The organism is Rhodosalinus sp., assembly GCF_041685465.1.
GTDB lineage: Bacteria > Pseudomonadota > Alphaproteobacteria > Rhodobacterales > Rhodobacteraceae > Rhodosalinus.
Window position 1 is genome coordinate 1 of the sequence record NZ_JAWLFS010000015.1, and the last position, 22,300, is coordinate 22,300.

At 73.1% G+C, this 22,300-nt stretch carries 24 protein-coding genes; 18 read left to right on the forward strand and 6 right to left on the reverse strand.

The features are described from left to right. The 5 genes from ACESL7_RS02030 to ACESL7_RS02050 all read left to right on the forward strand — a co-directional run. Positions 1–987, forward strand: a 987-nt coding sequence (locus tag ACESL7_RS02030; protein WP_372890942.1) for an FAD-binding oxidoreductase, incomplete at its 5' end; no start/stop codon positions are given. A 358-nt stretch (positions 988–1,345) separates the two neighbouring features. Further along, a complete protein-coding gene (locus tag ACESL7_RS02035) occupies positions 1,346–1,927 on the forward strand; it encodes an NAD(P)H-dependent oxidoreductase (RefSeq protein WP_372890944.1) in 582 nt (193 codons plus the stop codon). Further along, positions 1,928–2,557 carry an NAD(P)H-dependent oxidoreductase gene (locus ACESL7_RS02040; protein ID WP_372890946.1) on the forward strand — a complete coding sequence of 210 codons (630 nt, stop codon included), beginning with the start codon at positions 1,928–1,930 and terminating at the stop codon, positions 2,555–2,557. Beyond that, complete coding sequence (locus ACESL7_RS02045; protein WP_372890948.1) at positions 2,554–3,477, forward strand: isopenicillin N synthase family dioxygenase; 924 nt, start codon at positions 2,554–2,556, stop codon at positions 3,475–3,477. Before ACESL7_RS02040 ends, ACESL7_RS02045 begins: the two co-directional genes overlap by 4 nt. Then, positions 3,474–4,268: a creatininase family protein gene (locus tag ACESL7_RS02050; protein WP_372890950.1), complete on the forward strand. Its 795-nt coding sequence runs from the start codon at positions 3,474–3,476 to the stop codon at positions 4,266–4,268. The genes ACESL7_RS02045 and ACESL7_RS02050 overlap by 4 nt, the downstream gene beginning before the upstream one ends. Positions 4,269–4,584: 316 nt before the next feature. Here ACESL7_RS02050 and ACESL7_RS02055 read toward each other — a convergent pair whose 3' ends face one another. The 4 genes from ACESL7_RS02055 to ACESL7_RS02070 are packed head-to-tail and all read right to left on the reverse strand — an operon-like array spanning position 4,585 to position 8,336. Then, complete coding sequence (locus tag ACESL7_RS02055) at positions 4,585–5,379, reverse strand: heme ABC transporter ATP-binding protein (RefSeq protein WP_372890952.1); 795 nt, start codon at positions 5,377–5,379, stop codon at positions 4,585–4,587. An 8-nt stretch (positions 5,380–5,387) separates the two neighbouring features. Continuing rightward, the gene (locus ACESL7_RS02060; protein ID WP_372890954.1) at positions 5,388–6,458 is read right to left on the reverse strand and encodes a FecCD family ABC transporter permease; all 1,071 of its coding nucleotides are present in this window, start codon (positions 6,456–6,458) and stop codon (positions 5,388–5,390) included. Between the two features lie 4 nt (positions 6,459–6,462). Then, on the reverse strand, positions 6,463–7,293 hold the full coding sequence (locus ACESL7_RS02065; RefSeq protein ID WP_372890956.1) for a heme/hemin ABC transporter substrate-binding protein: 831 nt from the start codon (positions 7,291–7,293) through the stop codon (positions 6,463–6,465). Then, positions 7,290–8,336, reverse strand: coding sequence for a hemin-degrading factor (locus tag ACESL7_RS02070; protein ID WP_372890958.1), 1,047 nt, complete (start codon positions 8,334–8,336; stop codon positions 7,290–7,292). Before ACESL7_RS02070 ends, ACESL7_RS02065 begins: the two co-directional genes overlap by 4 nt. 189 nt (positions 8,337–8,525) lie before the next feature. Here ACESL7_RS02070 and ACESL7_RS02075 point away from each other — a divergent pair, with 189 nt between their 5' ends. From ACESL7_RS02075 to ACESL7_RS02135, 13 genes are all read left to right on the forward strand, one after another. Beyond that, entirely contained in the window at positions 8,526–10,622 is a 2,097-nt protein-coding gene (locus tag ACESL7_RS02075) for a TonB-dependent receptor domain-containing protein (protein ID WP_372890960.1), read from the forward strand. A gap of 37 nt (positions 10,623–10,659) precedes the next feature. Next, complete coding sequence (gene hemP / locus ACESL7_RS02080; RefSeq protein ID WP_372890962.1) at positions 10,660–10,839, forward strand: hemin uptake protein HemP; 180 nt, start codon at positions 10,660–10,662, stop codon at positions 10,837–10,839. Between the two features lie 17 nt (positions 10,840–10,856). After that, positions 10,857–11,288, forward strand: coding sequence for a hypothetical protein (locus ACESL7_RS02085; protein ID WP_372890964.1), 432 nt, complete (start codon positions 10,857–10,859; stop codon positions 11,286–11,288). Next, positions 11,285–11,935: a MotA/TolQ/ExbB proton channel family protein gene (locus ACESL7_RS02090; protein ID WP_372890965.1), complete on the forward strand. Its 651-nt coding sequence runs from the start codon at positions 11,285–11,287 to the stop codon at positions 11,933–11,935. The genes ACESL7_RS02085 and ACESL7_RS02090 overlap by 4 nt, the downstream gene beginning before the upstream one ends. Next, positions 11,919–12,302 carry a biopolymer transporter ExbD gene (locus ACESL7_RS02095; protein WP_372890967.1) on the forward strand — a complete coding sequence of 128 codons (384 nt, stop codon included), beginning with the start codon at positions 11,919–11,921 and terminating at the stop codon, positions 12,300–12,302. Before ACESL7_RS02090 ends, ACESL7_RS02095 begins: the two co-directional genes overlap by 17 nt. Beyond that, positions 12,299–12,673, forward strand: a complete 375-nt coding sequence (locus tag ACESL7_RS02100) for an ExbD/TolR family protein (RefSeq protein ID WP_372890969.1) — start codon at positions 12,299–12,301, stop codon at positions 12,671–12,673. Before ACESL7_RS02095 ends, ACESL7_RS02100 begins: the two co-directional genes overlap by 4 nt. Continuing rightward, on the forward strand, positions 12,670–13,926 hold the full coding sequence (locus ACESL7_RS02105; protein ID WP_372890971.1) for an energy transducer TonB family protein: 1,257 nt from the start codon (positions 12,670–12,672) through the stop codon (positions 13,924–13,926). The genes ACESL7_RS02100 and ACESL7_RS02105 overlap by 4 nt, the downstream gene beginning before the upstream one ends. A 116-nt stretch (positions 13,927–14,042) precedes the next feature. Beyond that, positions 14,043–14,678 (forward strand): helix-turn-helix domain-containing protein, encoded by a 636-nt coding sequence (locus ACESL7_RS02110; RefSeq protein ID WP_372890973.1) that lies wholly within the window; start codon positions 14,043–14,045, stop codon positions 14,676–14,678. A gap of 157 nt (positions 14,679–14,835) precedes the next feature. Further along, a complete protein-coding gene (locus ACESL7_RS02115) occupies positions 14,836–15,729 on the forward strand; it encodes a class II glutamine amidotransferase (protein ID WP_372890975.1) in 894 nt (297 codons plus the stop codon). Continuing rightward, on the forward strand, positions 15,729–16,415 hold the full coding sequence (locus ACESL7_RS02120; protein ID WP_372890977.1) for a GltB/FmdC/FwdC-like GXGXG domain-containing protein: 687 nt from the start codon (positions 15,729–15,731) through the stop codon (positions 16,413–16,415). The genes ACESL7_RS02115 and ACESL7_RS02120 overlap by 1 nt, the downstream gene beginning before the upstream one ends. A 2-nt stretch (positions 16,416–16,417) precedes the next feature. After that, positions 16,418–17,761: an FMN-binding glutamate synthase family protein gene (locus ACESL7_RS02125; protein ID WP_372890979.1), complete on the forward strand. Its 1,344-nt coding sequence runs from the start codon at positions 16,418–16,420 to the stop codon at positions 17,759–17,761. Between the two features lie 35 nt (positions 17,762–17,796). Continuing rightward, positions 17,797–19,128: a type III glutamate--ammonia ligase gene (glnT, locus tag ACESL7_RS02130; RefSeq protein WP_372890981.1), complete on the forward strand. Its 1,332-nt coding sequence runs from the start codon at positions 17,797–17,799 to the stop codon at positions 19,126–19,128. An 86-nt stretch (positions 19,129–19,214) separates the two neighbouring features. Beyond that, a complete protein-coding gene (locus ACESL7_RS02135) occupies positions 19,215–19,571 on the forward strand; it encodes a hypothetical protein (protein WP_372890983.1) in 357 nt (118 codons plus the stop codon). Between the two features lie 317 nt (positions 19,572–19,888). On the opposite strand, the gene ACESL7_RS02140 is transcribed toward ACESL7_RS02135, so the two are convergent. After that, positions 19,889–21,502, reverse strand: coding sequence for a hypothetical protein (locus tag ACESL7_RS02140; protein ID WP_372890985.1), 1,614 nt, complete (start codon positions 21,500–21,502; stop codon positions 19,889–19,891). Between the two features lie 71 nt (positions 21,503–21,573). Then, the gene (locus tag ACESL7_RS02145; RefSeq protein WP_372890987.1) at positions 21,574–22,281 is read right to left on the reverse strand and encodes a hypothetical protein; all 708 of its coding nucleotides are present in this window, start codon (positions 22,279–22,281) and stop codon (positions 21,574–21,576) included. Positions 22,282–22,300 lie beyond the last annotated feature (19 nt).

A 22,300-nucleotide genomic window follows, 5' to 3' on the forward strand; every position in this document is an offset into this window, starting at 1 on the left:
TCCACCTGGGCGACGGCCACCATCGGCGGCTTCGTCGCCGGCGGATCGGGCGGCGTCGGCTCCTGCACCTGGGGCAGCCTGCGCGACCTCGGCAACATCATCCGCCTGCGCGTCGTCACGATGGAAGAGACGCCCCGCGTGCTGGAGTTCCGGGGCGAGGAGCTCGCCCGCGTGAGCCACGCCTACGGCACGAACGGGATCATCACCGAGATCGAGATGCCGCTCGCGCCGGCCTACGACTGGGTCGAGCTCTTCGTCGCCTTCGACGACTTTGCCCCGGCGATGGACTACGCCGAGGGGCTCGCCAACGGGGACGGCATCCTCCTCAAGCTCGCGACCGTCTTCGAGGCACCGATCGCGCACGCCTATTTCCAGCGCGTGCGCCCGCATGTCGCCGAGGGGCAGAGCCTCGTCGCGCTGATGGTCGCGCCGCAGTCGATGGACGGGCTCCTGACCTTCACGGCCCGCACGCCCGGCGCGCGGATCATCTACCGCTCGGACGCCTCCGACTGGGAGAAGGCGCCGGGGCGCATCTTCGAATACACCTGGAACCACACGACGCTGCGCGCGCTCAAGGTGGACCCGTCGATCACCTACCTTCAGGTGCGCTACGGCTTTCCCGACCACAAGGCTTTGGTCGAACGCATCCGCGCCGAATTCTCGCCGGAAGTCCTCCAGCACCTCGAGGTGCTGCGCGAGAACGGCAAGGCGATCTTCGCGGGCCTCAGCCTCGTGAAGTTCACCACCGAGGAACGCCTCGACGAGATCGTGCGCGCCCACGAAGAGGCCGGCGCGATGATCTTCAACCCGCACCGCTACACCCTCGAAGAGGGCGGCCGGCAGAGCGTCGACGACCGCCAGCTCGCCTTCAAGCGGGAGGCGGATCCCAAGGGCCTCCTGAACCCCGGCAAGATGATCGCCTGGGACGATCCCGACTGGTCCTACGACCGGATGTACGCCTACCCCGGGCTGAAGGCGGCGGAATGACCCGCGGCGCCCGGACCGCCCGGTGCGGGGGGGCTGTCTGCCCCCCTCTGGCGCGCAGGCGCGCGCCATTCACCCCCCGAGAGTATTTCCGCCAAGATGATGGATGCGGGATGCCCCGCCCCACCGCAGCGTCGCACGGGCGCCCGCAGCGGGGCGGGGACGGCGTGTGCCGGTCCAGGCCGACCTGGCTACGGCCCATCACCTTGGGCGGTCATCGGCTCTCCAGCCTGTACCGCGTCGCTCACCGTAAGAGGCAGCGGTTAATCGGACGTTACCGGCCCATCATCTTGGCGAAAATACTCCCGCCGGAGGCACCCGCCGGTGCCGTGGGCGCAGGGGCAGCGGCGGGGTGCGGCGCATGACGCGGGCGCTCGTTCTCTTCGCGCATCCCTGTCCCGAGAGCTTTTCGGCCGCGCTCGACGCCCATGTGCGGGCGGCGCTGGAGGCGCGCGGCTGGGAGGTGGACGCCTGTGACCTGAACGCCGAGGGCTTCGATCCCGTCCTCTCCTGCGTGGAGCGGCGCGGGTATCACGACTCCGGCGCCAACACCGCTCCGGTGCAGGGCCAGGTCGACCGGCTCCGTGCGGCGGAGGCGCTGGTCATGGTGTTTCCTGTCTGGAACTTCGGGTTCCCGGCGATCCTCAAGGGGTTCCTCGACCGGGTGTTCCTGCCCGGTGTCTCTTTCCGGCTGGTGGACGGGCAGGTACGGCCGGCGCTCACCAACATCCGGCGCCTCGCGGCGGTGACGACCTACGGCGGCACGCGGCTGCGCGCGGCGCTCGCGGGCGACCCGCCGCGCCGGGTGGTGACCCGCGCGGTGCGGCATGCCTGTCAGCCGCGGCGGACGCGTTACCTCGCGCTCTACGACATGAACCGCGCGGACGCGGCGCGGCGGCGCGCCTTTCTCGACCGTGTCGGCCGCGAGATGGAGGCGCTCTGAATGCGCGCGCTCATCGTCCATTGCCATCCGCGCGAGGGAAGCTTCACGGCCGCCGTGCGCGACACGGTGATCGGTCGGCTGCGCGCGGCGGGGGCGGAGGTGCGGCTGATCGACCTTTACGCGGAGGGCTTCGACCCGGTGCTCGGACCGGCGGAGCACGACGGCTACGAGCGGGTGCCCGAGAACCGCGCGGGCGTGGCGGGCCACCTGGCGCATATCGAGTGGTGCGACACGCTGATCTTCGTCTACCCGACCTGGTGGTACGGGCTGCCGGCGATGCTGAAGGGCTGGCTCGACCGCGTGCTCCTGCCCGGGTCGGCCTTCGTGATGCCCGAGGGGCCGGGCGAGACGATCCGCCCGGGGCTTACCCATGTCCGGCGTCTCGCCGTCTTCACCACCTGCGGGGCGAGCCGGTGGCTGACCTTCCTGATCGGCGCGCCGGGCAAGCGGACGATCCTGCGGGGCGTGCGCGCGCTCTGCGCGCGGGACTGCCGGACCGTCTTCGCCGCGCATTACCTGATGGACAGTTCCACGGCCGAGAGCCGCGCGCGGCATCTCGCGCGCGTGGCGCGCCGGGTGGACCGGATGACCGGCGGCGCTGCGCGGGGCACGGAGGCGCGGACCGCATGACGCCGCCGGTGATCGACTGGGCGCGCGCCGCCACCGACCCGGAGGGCGTCGCGCGCGAGATCGGCGCCGCCTGCCGCGGCCCGGGGTTCTTCCTGCTGACGGGACACGGGATCGCGCCGGCGCTGATCGAGGCGGTCTTCGCGCAGGCGGCGCGGTTCTTCGCCGCCCCCGAGGCCGAGAAGGTGCCGCTCTCGATCCTGGCGAACCCGCACAACCGCGGCTGGGCGGCTGAGGGGGCGGAGGCGCTCGACCCGGCCTCGGGACAGGCGGACCGCAAGGAAGCCTTCAACATCGGTCTCGATCTCGCGGCGGACGATCCGCGGGTTCTGGCGGGCGAGCCCTTTCGCGGCGTGAACCTCTGGCCCGACCAGCCGGGCTTCCGCGAGGCGATGCTGGCCTACTACGACGCAGCCCTCGCGCTCGGGGTCGATCTGCACCGTGCCTTCGCGCGCGATCTGAAGCTGCCGGAGGACTGGTTCGCGCCGCATTTCTCGGCGCCCATGGCGACGCTGCGGCTTCTGTCCTACCCGGCGGCGCAGGGCACGCCGGGAGAGATCGGGGCGGGCGCGCACACCGATTACGGGTCGGTCACGCTTCTGCTCACGGACGGGGAGCCGGGGCTGCAGATCCGCCCGCGCGGCGCGGGCTGGACCGGCGTGCCGCACCTGCCCGGCGCCGTCATCGTCAACATCGGAGACTGCCTCATGCGCTGGACGAACGACACCTATGTCTCGACGCCCCACCGCGTTCTGCCGCCCGAGCGGGCGCGGCGCTCGGTGGCCTTCTTCCTCGATCCGGACCCGGAGGCGCGCATCGCGCCGCTGCCGGGGACGGGCGCGCCGAAATACCCGCCGGTGACGGGGGCGGCCTACCTGCGCGCGCGGCTCGAGGCGACCTACGAAGCAGAGGCGCCGCGATGACCCGTCGCCTCGACTGGACCGAGATGCGCGCACCGGAGGTCGCGGCGATCGACCCCATGCGCACCATCGCCGTGCTGCCGACCGCGGCCGTCGAGCAGCACGGCCCGCACCTGCCGCTCGGCACCGACACGATGATCGCGGAGGGGATGCTCGACCGGCTGCGCGCGCGCTGCCCCGAGGATCTCGACCTGCGCATCCTGCCCGTGCAGGCGGTGGGCAAGTCGAACGAGCATCTCTGGGCGGGCGGGACGCTGACGCTCCCGGCGGAGACCGCGCTCGACGCGTGGCGCGAGATCGGGCTCTCCGTGGCGCGGGCCGGCGTGCGCAAGATCGCGCTCGTCAACAGCCACGGCGGCAACCTCGATCTCGTCTCGATCCTTGCGCGGGAGCTCCGGGTGCGGGCGGGCATGCTGGCCGTGAAGTGCCAGTGGGGCGCTTTCGGCACGCCGGACGGGGTGTATTCCGAGCACGAGCGCGCCCATGGCATCCATGGCGGCGATGTCGAAACCTCGCTGATGCTGGCCTTCGCGCCGCACACGGTGGACATGGCGGCAGCGCGCGACTTCCGCTCCAGTGCCGAGGGGGCGGCGATCCCGCCGGTCGGGCCGGTGAGCTACGGCTGGATCGCCTCGGACCTGAACCCCGCGGGCACCGTGGGGAACGCCGCCGCCGCGACGGCGGAGAAGGGGCATGCCACAGCCGAGCATCAGGTCGCGGGGTTCATCGAACTCCTGCGCGCGATGGAAGCGGCGCCGCTTTTCGACGGGCCGGGTGACGCGCCGGCGGTGTGACGTGGTCGTCCGTCCCGCCGGGCGGATCCGGCGTGGATCGCCACCATGTCCGACGGGCGGGCGCTGGGGGTGATCGTCGCCTTGCCCGCTGTCGGGTCGGTTGGTGGAACATCTCGTGCGATGGAGCGGCCGCGACGGCGCGGACCCCGGGTTGGCCGCGCGGCCGACCGAACCGCGGTCGGGGCGGTGCGCGCGCCGTCACCGTCGGGCATTGGCCGCGTGCCCCCGGGCGGCCGGTGTCCTCCACCTGACCGGGACATGCCATCCTCGGGCCGGGCTGGCCGCCTCTTGCGCAGCGACGCGATGACATCTGCCGTTACCCGGCGGCGCGCGGGTCCGGCACCGGCGTCACGATGAGACGCTGCGGATCGCCCGCGGCGATGACGTCGATCCGGCAGCCGTAGACGCGGGCGAGGCGGTCGGCGCGGATGACCTCCGCCGTCGGCCCCTCCGCGGCGACGTGGCCCGCGTCGAGGAGCACCACCTTGTCGGCGAAGAGCGCCGTGAGCGTCAGGTCGTGCATCACCGCGATCACCCCGCCGCCCTGACGGGCATAGTCGGCGGCGAGTTCCATGACCTGAAGCTGATGCGCGACGTCGAGGCTCGCCACCGGCTCGTCGAGGAAGAGCCAGCGCGGGCCCTCGGGCCCCTTGGGCTCCCAGACCTGCGCGAGGGCACGGGCGAGCTGCACGCGCGCCTGTTCGCCGCCCGAGAGCTCCTGATAGAGGCGGCCCTCGTAGCCGGCCAGATCGACCTTGTCGAGCGCCGCGCGCGACCGCGCCGAGGCGGCCGCGCCGACCTCCCCCGCCGCCTCGGCGCCGAGGCGCACGACCTCCAGCACCGTGAAGGGGAAGGCGAGGCGCGCGAACTGCGCGAGCACCGCGCGGCGCCGGGCGAGTTCCCATGGCGCGAGGCGGCGCGGGTCGGCGCCGTCGAGGCTGATGTGTCCCTCGGCGGCCACGTCCCCCGTGAGCGCGCGCAGCAGCGTCGTCTTGCCCGAGCCGTTGGGGCCGAGCACGATGGTGACCTCGCCGGGGGCGGCGGCGAGCGACAGCCCGTGCAGGATCCGGCGCTTGCCCAGATCGACGGTGATATCGCGCGCTTCCAGCATCGCGCGCCTCACAGGTCCACGACGCCGCGGCGGCGCAGCAGGATCCAGAGGAAAACCGGCGCGCCCATCAGCGCGGTGACGATCCCGATGGGAAGCTCCGCCGGCGCGATCACGCTGCGCGCCACGATGTCCGCGCCGACGAGCAGCGCCGCGCCGAGAAGTGCCGCGTTGGGCAGGAGATAGCGGTGGTCCGGGCCGGTGGCGAGGCGCAGGAGATGCGGCACGACGATGCCGATGAAGCCGATGCCGCCCGAGACCGCGACTGCCGCGCCGGTCGCCGCGGCAACCGCGAGGATGGCGAGGTTCTTCATCCGCTGCACCGGCACGCCCATGTGCGCCGCCGCCGCCTCGCCGAGGGCGAGCCCGTTCAGCCCGCGGGCGAGCCAGAGCGTGCCCGCCATGGCGGCGAGCATCACCGGCGCGGCCACCGCGAGCTTGGCCCAGGACGCCCCCGCGAGCGAGCCGAGGCCCCAGAAGGTCAGGTCGCGCAGCTGCTGGTCGTCGGCGGCGTAGACCAGAAGCCCGGTCACCGCGCCTGCGAGCGCGCCGAGCGCGATGCCGGCGAGGAGCATCGTCGCCACCGATGTCCGCCCCGCGCGTGTCGAGACGCGGTAGAGGATCAGCGTCGCCGCCCAGCCGCCGAGAAAGGCGGCGATCGGCACGGTGTAGATGCCGGCCAGCGCGGCGAGCGCCGGGGGCAGCAGCCCGCCGAGCACGATCGCCGTCACCGCGCCTAGGCCCGCGCCCGCGCCGACGCCGACGAGCCCCGGATCGGCGAGCGGGTTGCGGAAGAGCCCCTGCATCACCGCGCCGGAGACGGCGAGCGCCGCCCCCACGCAGAGCCCGGTGACGAGCCGCGGCAGCCGGATGTCCCACAGCACGACCTGTTCCTGCAGGGTAAGCCCCGTGCCCGTGACGAGCCGTCCGAGCGCCTGCGGCAGCGACACGCCCGCCGCCCCGGTGGCGAGCGCCGCCCAGGAGGCGAGGAGCACGAGCCCGACGAGCGCGAGCGTGGCGCGGCGCGCGCGGGCGCGGCGGTCGCCCGCGACGGGGCCCGTGGCCTCGGAGAGCGCGACCATCCCCTCAGCCCCCGGGGTAGAGCGCGGCGTGCAGGTCGGCGACCGCCTCCGCGGTGCGCGGCCCGAAGCCGAGCAGGTAGAGCCCGTCCATCTCCACCAGGCGGCCGGCCTGGCCGGCGGGTGTCTGCGCGAGCGCCGGGTGGCTCAGGACGCCCGCGCCGCCGTGACCCTCGGCGCGGCCCTCCATCATCAGCACGACGTCCGGCGCGGCGGCGAGCACCGCCTCGTCGGTGAGCGGCTTGTAGCCCTCGAAGCCCGTGACGGCGTTCACGCCGCCCGCGAGGTCGATCATCGCGGCCGCGGCCGTGTCGGTGCCCGAGGCGAGAAGCCGCCCGCCCTCGGCCGACAGAACGAAGAGCACGCGCGCCGGCGTCTCGACCTCGGCGGCGCGGGCGGCGGTGTCGGCGATCCGCGTCTCGATCTTCCCGGCGAGCGTGGCGGCGCGCTCCTCGAGGTCGAGCGCCGCGCCCACCGCCTCGATCTTGGCGGCGACGCCCGCGGCGTCGGTGGCATCCGGCACGGTGACGAAGGGGATCTCGGCGCGCTCCAGCACCGCGACCGTTTCCGGCGGGCCCGCACCCTCCTCGGCGAGGATCAGGTCCGGCGCGACCGAGAGCACCCCCTCGGGCGAGAGGCGGCGCACGTAGCCCACGTCGGGCAGCGCCTCCACCTCCTCCGGCCAGCTCGAGGTGGTGTCGCGCGCCACGACCCGGTCGAGCGCGCCGAGCGCCGCGACCGTCTCGGTGACGGATCCGCCGACGGAGACGATGCGCTCCGCCGCCCCGGCGGCGAGCGGCGCGGCGGCGAGCAGGGCGGCGAGGGCGAGGGCCTTCATGCCGGCGCCTCCTCGGCGAGAGGCAGCTCGGCCATCATCGCGTTCCACGCGACCGGCTCGGCCTCCTTGCGCTTGCCGAAGCACTGGAGAATAAGCCGCCCCTCCGCGTCGAAGGCCTCGACCGAGATGGCCGGCCCGCGCTGCGTCGGCTTCCACACGCGCCAGACCTCGGCGACGTGATCGGCGCGCAGGTGCAGGTTGAAGCGCGGGTCGAGCACGTTCTGCCACGGTCCCATCGGCTTGATGGTCTCGATCGCGCCTGCGTGGATCTGGATGCAGCCCGCGTTGCCGACGAAGAGCATGATCTCGATGCCCTCGGCCGCGGCGCCCTCCAGCATGGCCGAGACGGCCTCGGGCGCGAGCGGCTCGGCGTAAGGACTGCCCGCGCCGCGGTAGGCGCCGAGGCGGTTCATCTTCAGCTTCGAGACGAGGCGCAGGAACTGGTGGGTGTCGGTCATCCGGTCCCACTCCTTGCGCAGGAGGTCCATCTTGTCCTCCCGCATCTTCGCGCCCTCGGGCGGCGTCCGCGCCTCGGCAGCGAAATCGCGGCGCGCGTCCCCGGTGGCGAGCGCCTCGACCAGCCGCTCGAAGGCGGCCACGTCCGAGGCGGGCTTCAGGTGGACCTTGTGCACCGCGTCGCCGGCGGCATCGAAGACCTGTACGCTGCGCTTCACGCCGCTCTCGCCCTCCTCGACGACGGCGAAGGCGTGCGCCCAGTGCTTCGGAAACATCCGGAGGTCGATCTCGGGGCCGAGCACCATCGTGGCGTGATCGCCCGGGTGATACTCCTGATACTGCCCGATCCGCTCGTGCACCGCGCTCTCGTTGCGCGTCAGCGCCATCACCTCGCCCAGCGTGGCGACAGCGGGCATCAGGTCGTTCGGATGCGGCGCGAGGCGCGTCGCGCCCCGGCCCACGGCGGCGGCGACGAGTGCGCCTTCGGAGATGCCGAGCGACTGGGCCAGATCGCGCGCGCGACGATCTGGCCGCGCGGCCTTCGCTTCGAGGATCGCATCGGGTGTCAGCGGATCGGTGAGCGGCATGACGGGTCCCTCCTGTCGGGCGCGGTGCGGCGCCGAAATATACTTGACTGCTTACGTCAGGATTCTTAAAGCTCCATTCCTGACACATCAAGTCGGAAATCACGTTCCGGTCGCGCCAGCCTCCCGCCAGCCGTCACCGGGCACATCAGAGAGAGGGGATGGGACATGCGATCTGGCGGGGGGTGCAGAGTGCGCCTGATCTGCGGCGCCGCGGCGGCGGCGCTCGCGGCGGGCGAGGGGGCGGCGCAGGAGGCCACGGGCGCGACGCCGCTCGGGCGGCTGGTTCTCGGCGCGGGCGCCGAGAAGGTGGCGATCGACACGCCGCAGGCGGTCACCGTGCTCGAGCAGGAGGACATCGACCGCGAACAGCCGCGCACGGCGGGCGATCTTTTCGACACGGTGCCGGGCGTGCAGGCCGGCGGCTCCAGCCGCATCACCGGCGAGACCTTCAACATCCGCGGCATCGGCAACGCCGAACCGGCGAGCCAGTCGCGCGTCGTCGTCACTGTTGACGGCACGCCGAAGTTCTTCGAGCAGTATCGCACCGGCACCTTCTTCGGCGACCCCGCGCTCTACAAGCGGGTGGAGGTGCTGCGCGGGCCGGCCTCCTCGACGCTCTACGGCTCGGGCGCGATCGGCGGCGTGATCAACTTCACCACCAAGGACGCCGCCGATTTCCTCGCCCCCGGCGAGACGGGCGCGCTGCGCTTCTCGGCGGATTATGCCTCCAACGGCGACGGGGCGGGTGCGGGCGTGATCTTCGCCACGCGCCCGCGCGAGGGGGCCGAGTTCCTTTTCGCGCTGAACCGTGACACCTCCGACGACATCGAGGACGGCGACGGCGCGACGCTTGCCGGCACGGACCACGACCGCTGGTCTGGCCTCGTGAAGGGCACCTTCCGCTTCGGCGAGGTGCAGGATCAGGCGCTGCGGCTGTCCTTCTCCCGCACCGAGGGCGATCAGGAGGATACCGCCGTCACGCAGACGGGCGGCCCGGTCGGCGGCTTCGGGACATCCGATTTCGAGAGCCGGGACGACACCGCGGTGATCGCCTACAGCCATGCGGGTGCGGGCAACCCGTGGCTCGACCTCGAGGTGACGCTGTCCTGGTCCGACACCGAGGTGGTGAAGGACGACTTCTCGGCCGGCAGCTCCTGCGCGCCGGGCTTCACGCAGGTTCTCTGCGACAACGAGGCCGCCTACGAGACGCTGACCCTGAAGGCCGAGAACACCATCGCCTTCGGTGGCGGCGCATGGGAAAACTACCTCACCTTCGGGGCGCAGATCTCCGAGCAGGAGCGCACCGCGACGAGCAGCGAAGGTGCCATGAGCTTCCACCCCGAGGGGACGGACACGCGCGCGGCGCTTTACGCGCAGGGCGAGTTCATCCACGAGAGCGGGCTCACGCTGATCCCGGGCCTGCGCCTCGAGCGCATCGAGCAGGAGCCCGGCCCGGCGGCCGCCGCCGCGGGCGGGCAGGACGAGAGCTTCACCGCCGTCTCGCCCAAGATCGCGGCGCTCTACGAGATGAACGACAGCTGGTCGGTCTTCGGATCGCTCGCCCGGACCGAGCGCGCGCCGACGCTGGACGAGCTCTACTCGACACAGGGCCAAAGCCCCGCCTTCGGCGCGCCGGAGGGCACCGTCCTCAGCGCGCGGGAGCCGAGCCTCGCCCTCGATCCGGAGGTCGCGACGACCGCCGAGCTCGGGCTTGCCTATGCCGGACAGGATGTCCTCGCCGAGGGTGACAGCCTCGAGGCGAAGATCACTGCCTTCCACAACGACATTCAGGACCTGATCGGCACCACGCCGCGCGAGTCCGGCCCGGACCCGGACCCGGTGCCCTATTTCTCCAACATCGACGAGGCCCGCGTCTGGGGCGCCGAGCTCGAAGGGGCCTACGAGGCGCAAGGCTGGTTCTCCCGTGCCGCCTATTCGGTCGTGCGCTCGGAGGACGAGGCGACGGGCGACACGCTCACCGACACGCCCGCCGACACCCTTGCGCTCACCATCGGGGGCAAGATGCCGGAGCACGGCCTGCGCTACGGCTGGCGCGGGACCTGGGCGGCGGACATCACGACGGAGTCCGACGAGACCAGCGGCGACGGCTACGTCACGCACGACCTTTTCCTCGACTGGACGCCCGAGCGCGGGCCCCTCGAGGGGGTCACCGTCAACCTCGCGGTCGAGAACGTGACCGACGAGTCCTACCGCCCGAACCTCGAGCTCGACGCCGCGCCGGGACGGAGCGTCAAGGTAGCGGTCACCCGCGGCTTTTCATGGTGAGCGCCGCGGCCGGATGCCAGACCCCAAGGAGGCGAGAATGAAGGACACACGCGACATCGTACCGGAGGACCGGATCCGCCCGGACCCGAGCCTGCCGGCGCCCTGCCACGACGCGCTGACGCTCACCGGTGGCGGCACGCTCGCGAAGATCGCGCTCGGCGATCAGGTCTACACGCTGCGGATCACGCAGGCGCGCAAGCTGATCCTGACCAAGTGAGCCGGGAGGGCACGACCATGAGACGGCTGACACGGATCGCGCCGCTCTGCGCGGCCGCGACGCTCGCCGCCGCACCGGCCGCCGCGGAGGAGGAGATCGGCGCGCGCCTCGCGATCGAGCTCAACACCGCGCGCAGCGTCGAGAGCGGCTGCGAGCTCAGTTTCCTCGCGACCAACGGGCACGACGGGGATGTCGAGGCGGCGGTCTTCGAGGCGGTGCTCTTCGATACCGAGGGCCGCGTGGAGCGGCTCACGCTTCTCGATTTCGGCACGCTCCCCGCGGGCCGGCCGCGCGTGCGGCAGTTCGTTCTGCCCGAGACCACCTGCGAGGCGCTGGGCGAGGTGCTCTTCAACGGCGCGACCGACTGCGCGGCGGGCGATCTCGGCCCCGGCGCCTGCACCGCCGGCCTGGAGTTGCGCAGCCGGACAGAGATCGGGGTGATCGGATGATCGCTCAGGTGCAGGCGGCGCTCGCGCAGGCGGTGGACCTCGGCGGGCCGGTCGTGGTGATCCTGCTCGCCGTCTCCGTGGCGAGCGCGGCGGTCATTCTCTACAAGCTCTGGCAATTCGCCGCCTCCGGCGTCGGACGGCACGCGGAGCTCGGGCGCGCGGTCGCCGCCCTCGACACAGGGGCGACCGACGAGGCCCGCGCGGCACTGGACCGGTCGCGGAGCTACCTCCGCCCGGTGATCGAGATGGCGCTCGACGGTCCCCGCGACGCCGCCCGCCTCGACGCCGAGGCGGAGCTGCGCTTCGCCCGGCTGGAGCGCGGCTTTCGCTTCCTCGACACGGTGGCGCAGCTCGCGCCGCTCCTCGGGCTCTTCGGGACCGTGCTCGGCATGATCTCGGCTTTCCAGGCGCTGCAGGAGGCGGGCGCGCAGGTCGATCCCTCGGTCCTCGCCGGCGGCATCTGGGTGGCGCTCCTGACGACGGCGGCGGGGCTCGCCGTGGCGATGCCGACCGCCGCCTGTCTCAGTTGGCTCGAGGCGCGGATCGAGTCCGAGCGGGTCTTCGCCGAGCGTGCGCTGCGCGTGCTGCTCGCGCCCGCGACCATGACGCAACCGACCCAGGCAGAGGGCCATGCCCGCCCGGCGTGAGGCCCGCCGCCGCCGGCGCATCTCGATGACGTCCCTCGTGGATGTCATCTTCCTACTGCTGCTGTTCTTCATGCTGACCTCGACCTTCACGCGCTTTTCCGAGGTCGAGCTCGCAGCCGGGGGCGCGGCCGGTGCGGACCCGGAGGCGCAACCGCATTTCCTGCAGCTCGGGCCGGACCGGCTCACCCTCGACGGGGCGCCCGTGGCGCTCGACGCGCTTGCCGGCGCGCTGCCGCGCGAGGGCGAGGGCCCGCGCCCTGTCCTCGTCGCGCTGCGGGACGGGGTGACGGCGCAGCGGCTGACCGATCTGCTGGTCGTTCTGCGCGGACTCCCCGATGTGCGCGCCACCGTGCTGGGGCCGTCATGAGGGCGCGCCGGCGGCCCCCCGCGCGCGAGCCGACCATCGCGCTCATCAACATCGTGTTCCTGATGCTGGTGTTCTTCCTCGTCGCGGGCACGGTGGCGCAGCCGCTGGACCCGGGCGTGCGGCTGGTGCGGACCGACGCGCTCGAGGGCGCCGCGCCGCCCGATGCACTGGTGCTGCACGCGGACGGGCGGATGACCTTCCGCGGAACGCCCGTCGAGACGCCGGACGCGGCGCTCGTGGCAGAGGACGGGACAGCGCGCCTGCTTCCCGACCGCGATCTGCCGGCGGCGCGCCTTGTGGAGGTGACGGCGACGCTGCGCGCGGCCGGCGCCGAGCGGGTGCTCGTGGTGACCGAACGGGGGCTCGAATGATCCGCGGCTCGCGCGGGGCGCAAGCGGCCGCCGCGGTGGCCGCGGTCGGCCTCCACGCCCTCGTCGCGCTCGCCCTCGTGCCCGAGACCCGTGTGGAGATGGAGGGCGCCGCCGGCGCGGCCGATGTGCGCCTCGGCACGAGTTTCGCCGACATGGCCGCCGGTCGCCTCGCGTCCCGTCCGCCGACAGAGGAGGCCCGCCGCCCGGAGACCGCGCCGCCGGTCGCCCGGCCCGAGGGGGCGGAGGACGCCGGGGCGCCGACACCTGAGACGCTGTCCGCTGCCGCGGCGGATCCCGCGCCGCGCAAGACGGCCGCCGAGACGGCGCAGCCCACCGCGGCCTCGGAGGCGACGTCGCCGGCCGCCACCGCCACGATGGAGGGCCGCGCGCCGGTGGCCCGCATCGCGCCGCGCGCCGCGGACGGGCGGTTGCAGGTGGCCGGGCGTACCCCGGCCGACGCACCCAGCGCCCCGCAAACCGCGAGGACGCAGCCCCCGTCCGAGGCCGCCCGCAGGCCCCCGGGCCCGACGGCCGAGACCCCGCGCGCCGAGGTCACCCGCAGCGCCCCGGAGACACCCGAGGCCGCGGAGACCGCCACACCCCCGCAGGCGGCCCCGGATCGGGCCGCGCGATCGCCGGACGCCCTGCCTACGGAACGGGCGCCGCCGCAGCCTCAGCGACCCGAGGCTGCGCCCGCCGAGGCGCCCGCGCCGGCGGAGCGGGTCGCGGCCGAACCGGCCGAGCCGGCGGCCGGGGAGGAGAGCCCGATGGCGGTCGCCCGCTCGCTGCGCCCGCAGGTGCGGCGCCCGGACCCGGAGCGCGCGCCTGCACCCGAGCCGCAGCAGACCGAGGAGCGCCGGGCCGAACGGCAATCGGCCCCCTCGCGCCAAGGCTCGGCGGAGCGCGATGCGCGGGCCGGAGGGGCGGAGGGGCGCGAGCAGGCCGAGGCCGTCTCGCGCGGGGAGGGCGGCGCGGCGCAGCAGACCGGCAACGCCGAGGCGCAGAATTACCCCGGTGCCGTCATGCGCACTCTCTCGCGCGTGCGCCGCCCGAACGTGAATGCGCGCGGCGCGGCGCTCGTGGCCTTCCGCCTGCGTGCGGACGGCGCGCTCGCCGGGGTTTCGCTCGCGCGAAGCTCGGGCTCGGCCCGGCTCGATCGCGCGGCCCTGACGGTCGTGCGCCGCGCCGCGCCCTTCCCGGCGCCGCCGCAGGGGGCACAGAGGAGCTTTTCCGTCGAGATCGCGGGGCGCTGACTGCGCGCTGCGCGTATCGGCGGCCGGGCCCGCCGATTGCCGCGCGCGTGCGTCCGCGTCATTCTGAGCCGCATGGCCGGTGCGCGATCCGGCGGCACGAAAGGGCGGGCGTGGCGGTGGCGAGACGGCAGAGCGAACTCAACCAGGACCCGCACGGGCAGGCGCGCGACCGCGAGAAGGTGCTCGAGGTCGCCATCGGGCGCGAGGTGCGCGGCTTCCGTCGGCAACAGGACATGACCGTCGCCGATCTTGCGCAGCGCACGGGGCTGTCCACGGGGATGCTCTCGAAGATCGAGAACGGCAACATCTCCCCCTCGCTCACCACGCTCGCGACGCTGGCGCATGCGCTCGGCGTGCCGCTCACCGCCTTCTTCCGCCGCTACGAGGAGACGCGTCGCGCCGTGCACACCCGCGCGGGCGAGGGGGTGGACGTCGAACGCGCGGGCACACGGGCGGGGCAGAACTACACCCTGCTCGGGCATCTCGGCGCCCACACGGGCGGCGTGACGGTCGAGCCCTACCTGATCACGCTGGAGGCGGAGACCGACCTCTTCCCGGTGTTTCAGCACGAGGGCGTCGAGACGATCTACATGCTCGAGGGCGAGGTGGGCTACCGCCACGGCGGGCGGCTCTTCACGCTCCGCCCCGGCGACACGCTCTTTTTCGAGGCCGACGCGCCGCATGGGCCCGAGGAGCTGCGGCGCCTTCCGATCCGCTATCTTTCGATCATCGCCTATCCGCAGTCCGGGTGATGCCCATTTTTCGACCGGTAAGATTAAAAATTACGCAAAACCGTCGGGTCGTGGGGGCGCAGGGGTGCGGGCTATTGCCTCATGGTGAAGAAAGTTTCTTAGTGAGGGCGGCGCCGCATCGCGCGGCAGGCTGCAACCACCAGTGGAGCACGCGCGCATGTGCGGAATCGTGGGCCTCTTCCTGAAGGATCCGGCGCTCGAGCCGGCGCTGGGCGAAATGCTGACGGGGATGCTCGTCACCATGACGGATCGCGGGCCGGACAGCGCGGGGCTCGCGCTCTACGGCTCGCGCGAGAGCGGCGTGGCCAAGATCACCGTGCAGTCGGACGACCCCGCGGCCTTCGAGGGGCTCGACACCGCGCTCGCCGAGGCGCTGGGCGGGCCGGTCGCGCTTTCGGCGGCGGGGAGCCACGCGGTGCTGCGCCTCGACGCCGCCCGCGCGGGCGCGGCGCCCGCGGCGCTCGCCGCCCTGCGCCCGGGCCTGCGGATCACCAGCCGGGGCGAGACGATCGAGATCTACAAGGAGGTCGGCCTGCCCGCCGATGTCGCCGCGCGCTTCGGCGTCGCGGGCATGGCGGGCACGCACGGCATCGGGCACACGCGGATGGCGACCGAGTCGGCGGTGACGACGCGCGGCGCGCATCCCTTCTCCACCGCGCCGGACCAGTGCCTCGTGCACAACGGCTCGCTCTCCAACCATCACAACCTGCGCCGGCAGCTCGACCGCGCGGGCGTCGCCGTGGAGACCGAGAACGACAGCGAGGTGGCGGCGGCCTATCTCACCTGGCGGATGCAGGAGGGCGCGAGCCTCGGCGACGCGCTCGAGCAGGCGCTCGACGATCTCGACGGGTTCTTCACCTTCGTCGTCGGCACCCGCGACGGCTTCGGCGTGGTGCGCGACCCGATCGCCTGCAAGCCCGCCGTGATGGCCGAGACCGAGGCCTATGTCGCCTTCGGCTCCGAGTATCGCGCGCTCGTCGATCTGCCCGGCATCGAGCAGGCCCGCGTCTGGGAGCCCGAACCCGCAACCGTCTATTTCTGGACCCGCTGATGCAGACCCTCGACCTCGCCGAAAGCGATCTGCGCAGGCTGAACGCCACGCTTCAGGCCGCCGCCACCTCGGGCGGCAACGAAACCGCCTGGCAGGTGGTGAACCCCCGCGGCGCGCATGCGCTCGCCGTCGGGCTCGACGGGCCGCTCTCGGTCACCGTACAGGGCTCGACGGGCTACTACTGCGCCGGCATGAACAAGCAGGCCACCGTGCAGGTCGCGGGCTCCGCCGGGCCGGGGGTGGCCGAGAACATGATGTCCGGCACCGTCGTCGTGGAGGGCGACGCGAGCCAGTACGCCGGCGCCACCGGGCGCGGCGGGCTGCTCGTGGTGAAGGGCAACGCGAGCTCGCGCTGCGGCATCTCGATGAAGGGCATCGACATCGTCGTCTTCGGCAACGTGGGCCACATGTCGGCCTTCATGGCACAGGCGGGCACGCTCGTCGTGCTCGGCGACGCGGGCGAGGCGCTGGGCGACAGCCTCTACGAGGCGCGGCTCTTCGTGCGCGGCAGCGTGAAGAGCCTCGGCGCCGACTGCGTCGAGAAGGAGATGCGCCCGGAGCATCACGCGCTTCTCGCCGATCTCCTGGCGCGCGCCGGGGCCCCGGCCGCGCCGGAGGAGTTCCGCCGCTACGGCTCGGCCCGCCGCCTCTACACCTTCGACATCGACAACGCATCGGCCTATTGAGCATGAGCGACGACACCCCCCCGCGCGCCCGCACCGTGCCTGTGCAGTCGGCGACCTTCTCGCCCGGGATCAACGCCGAGATCCGGCGCGCCGCCGAGACCGGCATCTACGACATCCGCGGCGGCGGCGCGAAGCGGCGCGTGCCGCATTTCGACGACCTGCTGTTCCTCGGCGCCTCGATCTCGCGCTACCCGCTCGAGGGCTACCGCGAGCGCTGCGACACCAACGTCACGCTCGGCACGCGCCACGCGACGAAGCCGCTCGAGCTCGACATCCCGATCACCATCGCGGGGATGAGCTTCGGCGCGCTCTCCGGCCCGGCGAAGGAGGCCCTCGGGCGCGGCGCGACGATGGCGGGCACCTCGACGACCACCGGCGACGGCGGCATGACCGAGGAGGAGCGCGGCCACTCCCGCCAGCTCGTCTATCAGTACCTGCCCTCGCGCTACGGCATGGACCCGGACGACCTGCGCCGCGCCGACGCGATCGAGATCGTGGTGGGGCAGGGCGCCAAGCCCGGCGGCGGCGGCATGCTGCTCGGCCAGAAGATCAGCGACCGCGTGGCGGAGATGCGCACGCTGCCCAAGGGCGTCGATCAGCGCTCCGCCTGCCGTCACCCGGACTGGACCGGGCCCGACGACCTGGAGATCAAGATCCTCGAGCTGCGCGAGATCACCGGCTGGGAAAAGCCGATCTACCTGAAGATCGGCGGCACGCGCCCCTACTTCGACACCGCGCTCGCGGTGAAGGCCGGCGCCGACGTTGTGGTGATCGACGGGATGCAGGGCGGCACCGCGGCGACGCAGGACGTCTTCATCGAGCATGTCGGCCTGCCCACGCTCGCCTGCATCCGCCCCGCGGTGCAGGCGCTGCAGGATCTGGGCGTGCACCGCGAAGTGCAGCTCGTCGTCTCGGGCGGCATCCGCACCGGCGCCGACGTGGCCAAGGCGCTCGCGCTCGGCGCGGACGCGGTCTCGATCGGCAGCGCGGCGATGATCGCGCTCGGCGACAACGACCCCAAGTGGGAGGCGGAGTATCAGGCGCTCGGCACCACCGCCGGGGCCTACGACGACTGGCACGAGGGGCGCGATCCCGCCGGGATCACCACGCAGGACCCCGCGCTCGCCGCGCGCCTCGACCCGGAGGCGGCGGCGCGGCGGCTCAGGAACTATCTCAAGGTGATGACGCTCGAGGCGCAGACCATCGCGCGCGCCTGCGGGCACAACCACCTGCACAATCTCGAGCCCGAGGACCTCTGCGCCGTGACGATGGAGGCCGCCGCCATGGCGCGCGTGCCGCTCGCGGGCACGGATTGGTGGCCGGGCAAGCCGGGCGGCGGGCTCTGACGCCGCGGGGAAGGGCAGACCGAAAGGGACAGCGCATGACCACCGACCTCGCCGAGTTCGCCCGCGACAGGGGCGTCAAGTACTTCATGATCTCCTTCACCGACCTCTTCGGCGGGCAGCGCGCGAAGCTCGTGCCCGCGCAGGCGGTGGCCGACATGCAGATGGACGGCGCGGGCTTCGCCGGTTTCGCGACCTGGCTCGACATGACGCCGGCGCATCCGGACATGCTCGCCGTGCCGGACCCCGAGAGCGTGATCCAGCTGCCGTGGAAGCCCGAGGTCGCCTGGGTCGCGGCGAACTGCATGATGGAGGGCGAGGAGGTCGCGCAGGCCCCGCGCAACGTCCTGCGCCGCCAGATCGCCGCCGCGGCGGAGCGGGGGCTTCACGTCAAGTCCGGCATCGAGGCGGAGTATTTCCTGCTCGACCCCTCGGGCGAGGTCATCAGCGACCCGCACGACAGCGCCGAGAAGCCCTGCTACGACCAGCAGGCGGTGATGCGGCGCTACGACGTGGTGCGCGAGATCTGCGACTACATGCTGGAGCTCGGCTGGAACCCCTACCAGAACGACCACGAGGACGCGAACGGCCAGTTCGAGATGAACTGGGATTTCGACGACGCGCTGGCCACTGCCGACAAGCACAGCTTCTTCAAGTTCATGGTCAAGTCGGTGGCCGAGCGCCACGGCTTCCGCGCGACCTTCATGCCCAAGCCCGTCGAGGGGCTGACGGGCAACGGCTGCCACGTCCACGTCTCGGTCTGGGACGCGCCGGGCCGTGGCGCGGCGCGCAACGTCTTCGCCGACGGCGACGCGCCGGGCGACACGGGCGCGGTCGGCCTCTCGCCCGCCGGGGCGCATTTCCTCGGCGGGATCATGCGCCACGCCACGGCGATGGCCGCGCTCACCAACCCGGTGGTCAACAGCTACAAGCGCATCAATGCGCCGGTCACGCATTCCGGCGCGACCTGGGCGCCGAACACGGTGACATGGTCGGGCAACAACCGCACGCACATGGTGCGCGTGCCGGGGCCGGGGCGCTTCGAACTGCGCCTGCCCGACGGGGGCGCGAACCCCTATCTCCTGCAGGCGGCGATCATCGCTGCCGGGCTCTCGGGCCTCCGGTCCGAGGCCGATCCCGGCCCGCGGCTCGACATCGACATGTATGCCGACGGCCACACCGTGACGGATGCGCCGCGCCTGCCGCTCAACCTGCTCGACGCGCTGCGCGCCTTCGATGGTGACGCGGAGTTCAAGGGCGCGCTCGGCGAGGAGTTCGCCGCCGCCTATCTCAAGCTCAAGCACCGGGAGTGGGACAGCTTCGTCTCGCATTTCTCGCGCTGGGAACGGGAGAACGCCCTCGATATCTGAAATGCGGCGAAATCGGGGCGCGCAAGGGCTGGCGTCACCGCGATGGCTCGGCTACGGTGATCGCAACATCGGGGGATGTTGAAAAGATGCTGCGTATCGCTGCCGCACTGGGCCTGTGCGCCCTGCCTGCCGTCGTCATGGCCGACGCGGGCCGCACCGTCGCCGGAACCTGGACGCTGGAACAGGGGCCGGCCGCGGCCGACTACCGTCTCGCGTCCCGCGGGGTGTCCGGGGAGTTCCTGATCTGCTTCGATTCCGGTAATGTCCGGCGCGTCGCCGTCGCCGTGGGCGAGGAGCGCAGCGTTCTCGCGCGTGGCGCCTGCACCGTCTTCGCGCCCTCGGATGACGCCGGCATCGACCTGGGCTTCGCCGAGGGCGAGGGGACGCAGGAGCATGGCGTCGCCGTCGGCAGCTTCCGCGTGATCCTGCCACCCGAGGAATAGGCCCTCGCGGGCCGCCGGGCTGGACCCGCCCGGAGCTTGCCGGCGAAACCGTCTAGCCTTGCCACCCTGTCCCGCAGCGGCGTTCTCGGGCCCTGGGCCGCGCGCGGTCTCCGCCGCAGGATCGTGGCAAAACCGGGAACGACCCTGTCTCCATCGGTTTACCGGACCGCGCGCGCGGGGCGCTTGCGCACGCCGCACCGGCCCCCCGCGTGACGCGGACGCCGGGAGGGCGCAGTGCCCCCACCCCCGCCGGGCCGCATCGGTGTCGCGTGCGCACGGGGCGCGGGCCCGATCGGGTGCCGTCCGTGGCGTCGCCGCTACTCGGGCGATTGCAGGATCAGCCGGCCCTCGTCGTCCTTCGTCAGGGTCTGCACCACCTCGCCGATCTCCGCGCCGCCGCTCGTCAGAAGCGTCAGCAGCGTGAGCTCCCCGTCGGGCAGCGTGTCCGCCTCCAGCGTGCCGCCGAAGCGCCGCGCCGCGAGAGGCATCAGGGGCGATCCTTCCTCCGCCTCCAGCGCGCCGCCCACGATGCGGGCGCCGCCCGTGTCGAGCACCCGGTACTCCACCTCCGGCCGCAGGAGAACGTCGCCCGTGTTGGTGGCGCGCAGCGCGAGTGCGTAGCGCCCCGCCTCCTCCGTGCTGGCCAGCCGCAGCGGCTCAAGCCCGATGTCCGGCGTGTCCTCCCCCTCGGCCCGCGTGACCTCCACGAGGCCCGTCGCCGTGCCGGCGCGCTGCCCGTCCCGGTACTCCGCGGAGAGCTTCAGCGCCGCATAGGCGTTCTGATGCGCGGGCGCCTCGTCGGGAAAGCGCGCCAGCAGGCGCAGGTTGCGGGTCTGCCCGGGCCGCAGCGTGAAACGCGCCGGGACCACCTCGATCCAGTCGGCGGCGGAGAGATCCGTGTCGCGCACCGTCGCGCTCGCGCGGCCGGCCATGCCCTCGGGGATCTCCACGTCGACCGACACCTCGATCGGGTCGATGGCCGGGTTGGTCACGGCGATGCGCCCGCTGCGCGTCGCCCCCGGCTGATAGGCGTATTCGAAGACCAGGGGCTCCACCTCGAGGTCGATGTCGGTGACGAGCGCCTGCACCTCCGGATGCCCCTCGAAGGCGATCTCGCGGCGCAGCGGCTGCGTGCGCCGCCCGTCCACGTAGAGCTCGCCCCGCAGGCGGTAGTCGCCCCCCGGCAGCAGCCGCCCGAGGTCCACCGGAAGCGTGATCGCGGTTTCCGGCAGGATGCGGCGCTGCGCAATGTCGACGCGGCGCACCTGCCGCCAGTCGCCGCCCTCGTCCTTCACGTCGACCCAGAGCGCGCCCTCGACGCTCGAGAAGGTGCCGCCGTTGTTCTCGACCAGCGCGTCGACCAGCGTCGTCTCGGGCGTCGCGGCGTCGGCGTCCTCCCCCTCCGGCTGGCGATAGCGCAGGTCGGCGCCGGAGAGACGCACGTCCTGCCGGGCGGGCCGGCCCTCCGTGCCGACCACGATGGGCACCAGCACCCGCAGGGTGAGCCGCAGCCCCTCCGCGTCCTCGGGGGGCGGCGCGCTGAGCAGGAGCGCGGCGGCGTAGCTGCCGCGCGCGGCGAAGGGCACGGCCATCTCGACCTCGACCAGCTCCGTCTCCCGCGCCTCGATCGTCACCTCCGAGGGCGCCTCGATCCACGGCGCGGCGGAGCGGGGCAGGGCGTTCGCGGGGTCGTAGGGCATCGCGCGGAAGCCGCCGCTCTCGTTCTGGGTGAGTTCGACGACCTCGACGTCGATGGTGCGCCCCTCGATCTGCGAGGTGGGCGAGATCTCCACCGGGATCGTCACGCGCGTGCCCGGCGGCACCTCCCCGTCGACGAAAAGCGGGCGGACCTGGAACCCCTGCGCGCGGGCCTCCGGCACGAGCGCGACGAGCGTGAGGGCGAAGAGAACGGCGAGCGGGGCGAGGCGCACGGCGGGGGCCTTTCGATTGCGTCGGTCGGTGGCGGGATAGCCCGTGCCTCGCCTTGCGTAAAGCGGCCCGATCACCACGGGCTGAGGGTGATCTCGGCCTCGAGGCTGTAGGTCCCCGCCTCGGCGATGCCGGTGGGGCTGTCGGTGAACTGCGGGCTGATCTCGGCGCCGAGGCCCCAGATCCGCAGTCCGCGGCTCAGGCTCAGCACGGTGAGGCTGCCGTCCGCGCTTTGCCGGATCGCATCGCCGTTGCCCGGATCGTCCGGCGTCGGGTCGAGGAAGAGCTGCCCGCCGATGTGCTGCGCGTCCCGGGAAAAGGCGGCCTGCCGGACAAGCGCGGGCGCCGGCGGGCCGGGCTGCCACGTCGGGAAGGCGACCTCGATGGTGTAGCTCCGGCTGGCGACCACGAGAAAGCGCGCGGTCTCGCCGGTGGCCAGATCGGCGCCCGGGTCGGTCACCTCGTAGGTGACCTCGGAGGAGAGCGGCCAGATCAGGGCGGTGCCGCGCCCGCGTCCCCGGCCGACGCCGCGCCCCGGCGGGGCGGCACCCTGCGACGCGGCGGGCAGGTCGGGATCGCGGCCGCGCCCCTCTCCGCCCGGGCCCCTGCCCTGAGCCTGGTCCGGCAGGGCGGGGCGGTCGAGCCGGTCGAGGACGCGCTCGACCTCGGCCCGGGTCTTGCGGTCGAGCCCGTCGAGCACCTCCAGTCCCTGCGCCGCCGCGCCGCCTGCGGCGAGGGTCCCGGCGAGAAGGGCGGCGCCGGCAAGGGCCTTCGGTCTCATGCGTCCCCCGATCCTGCGG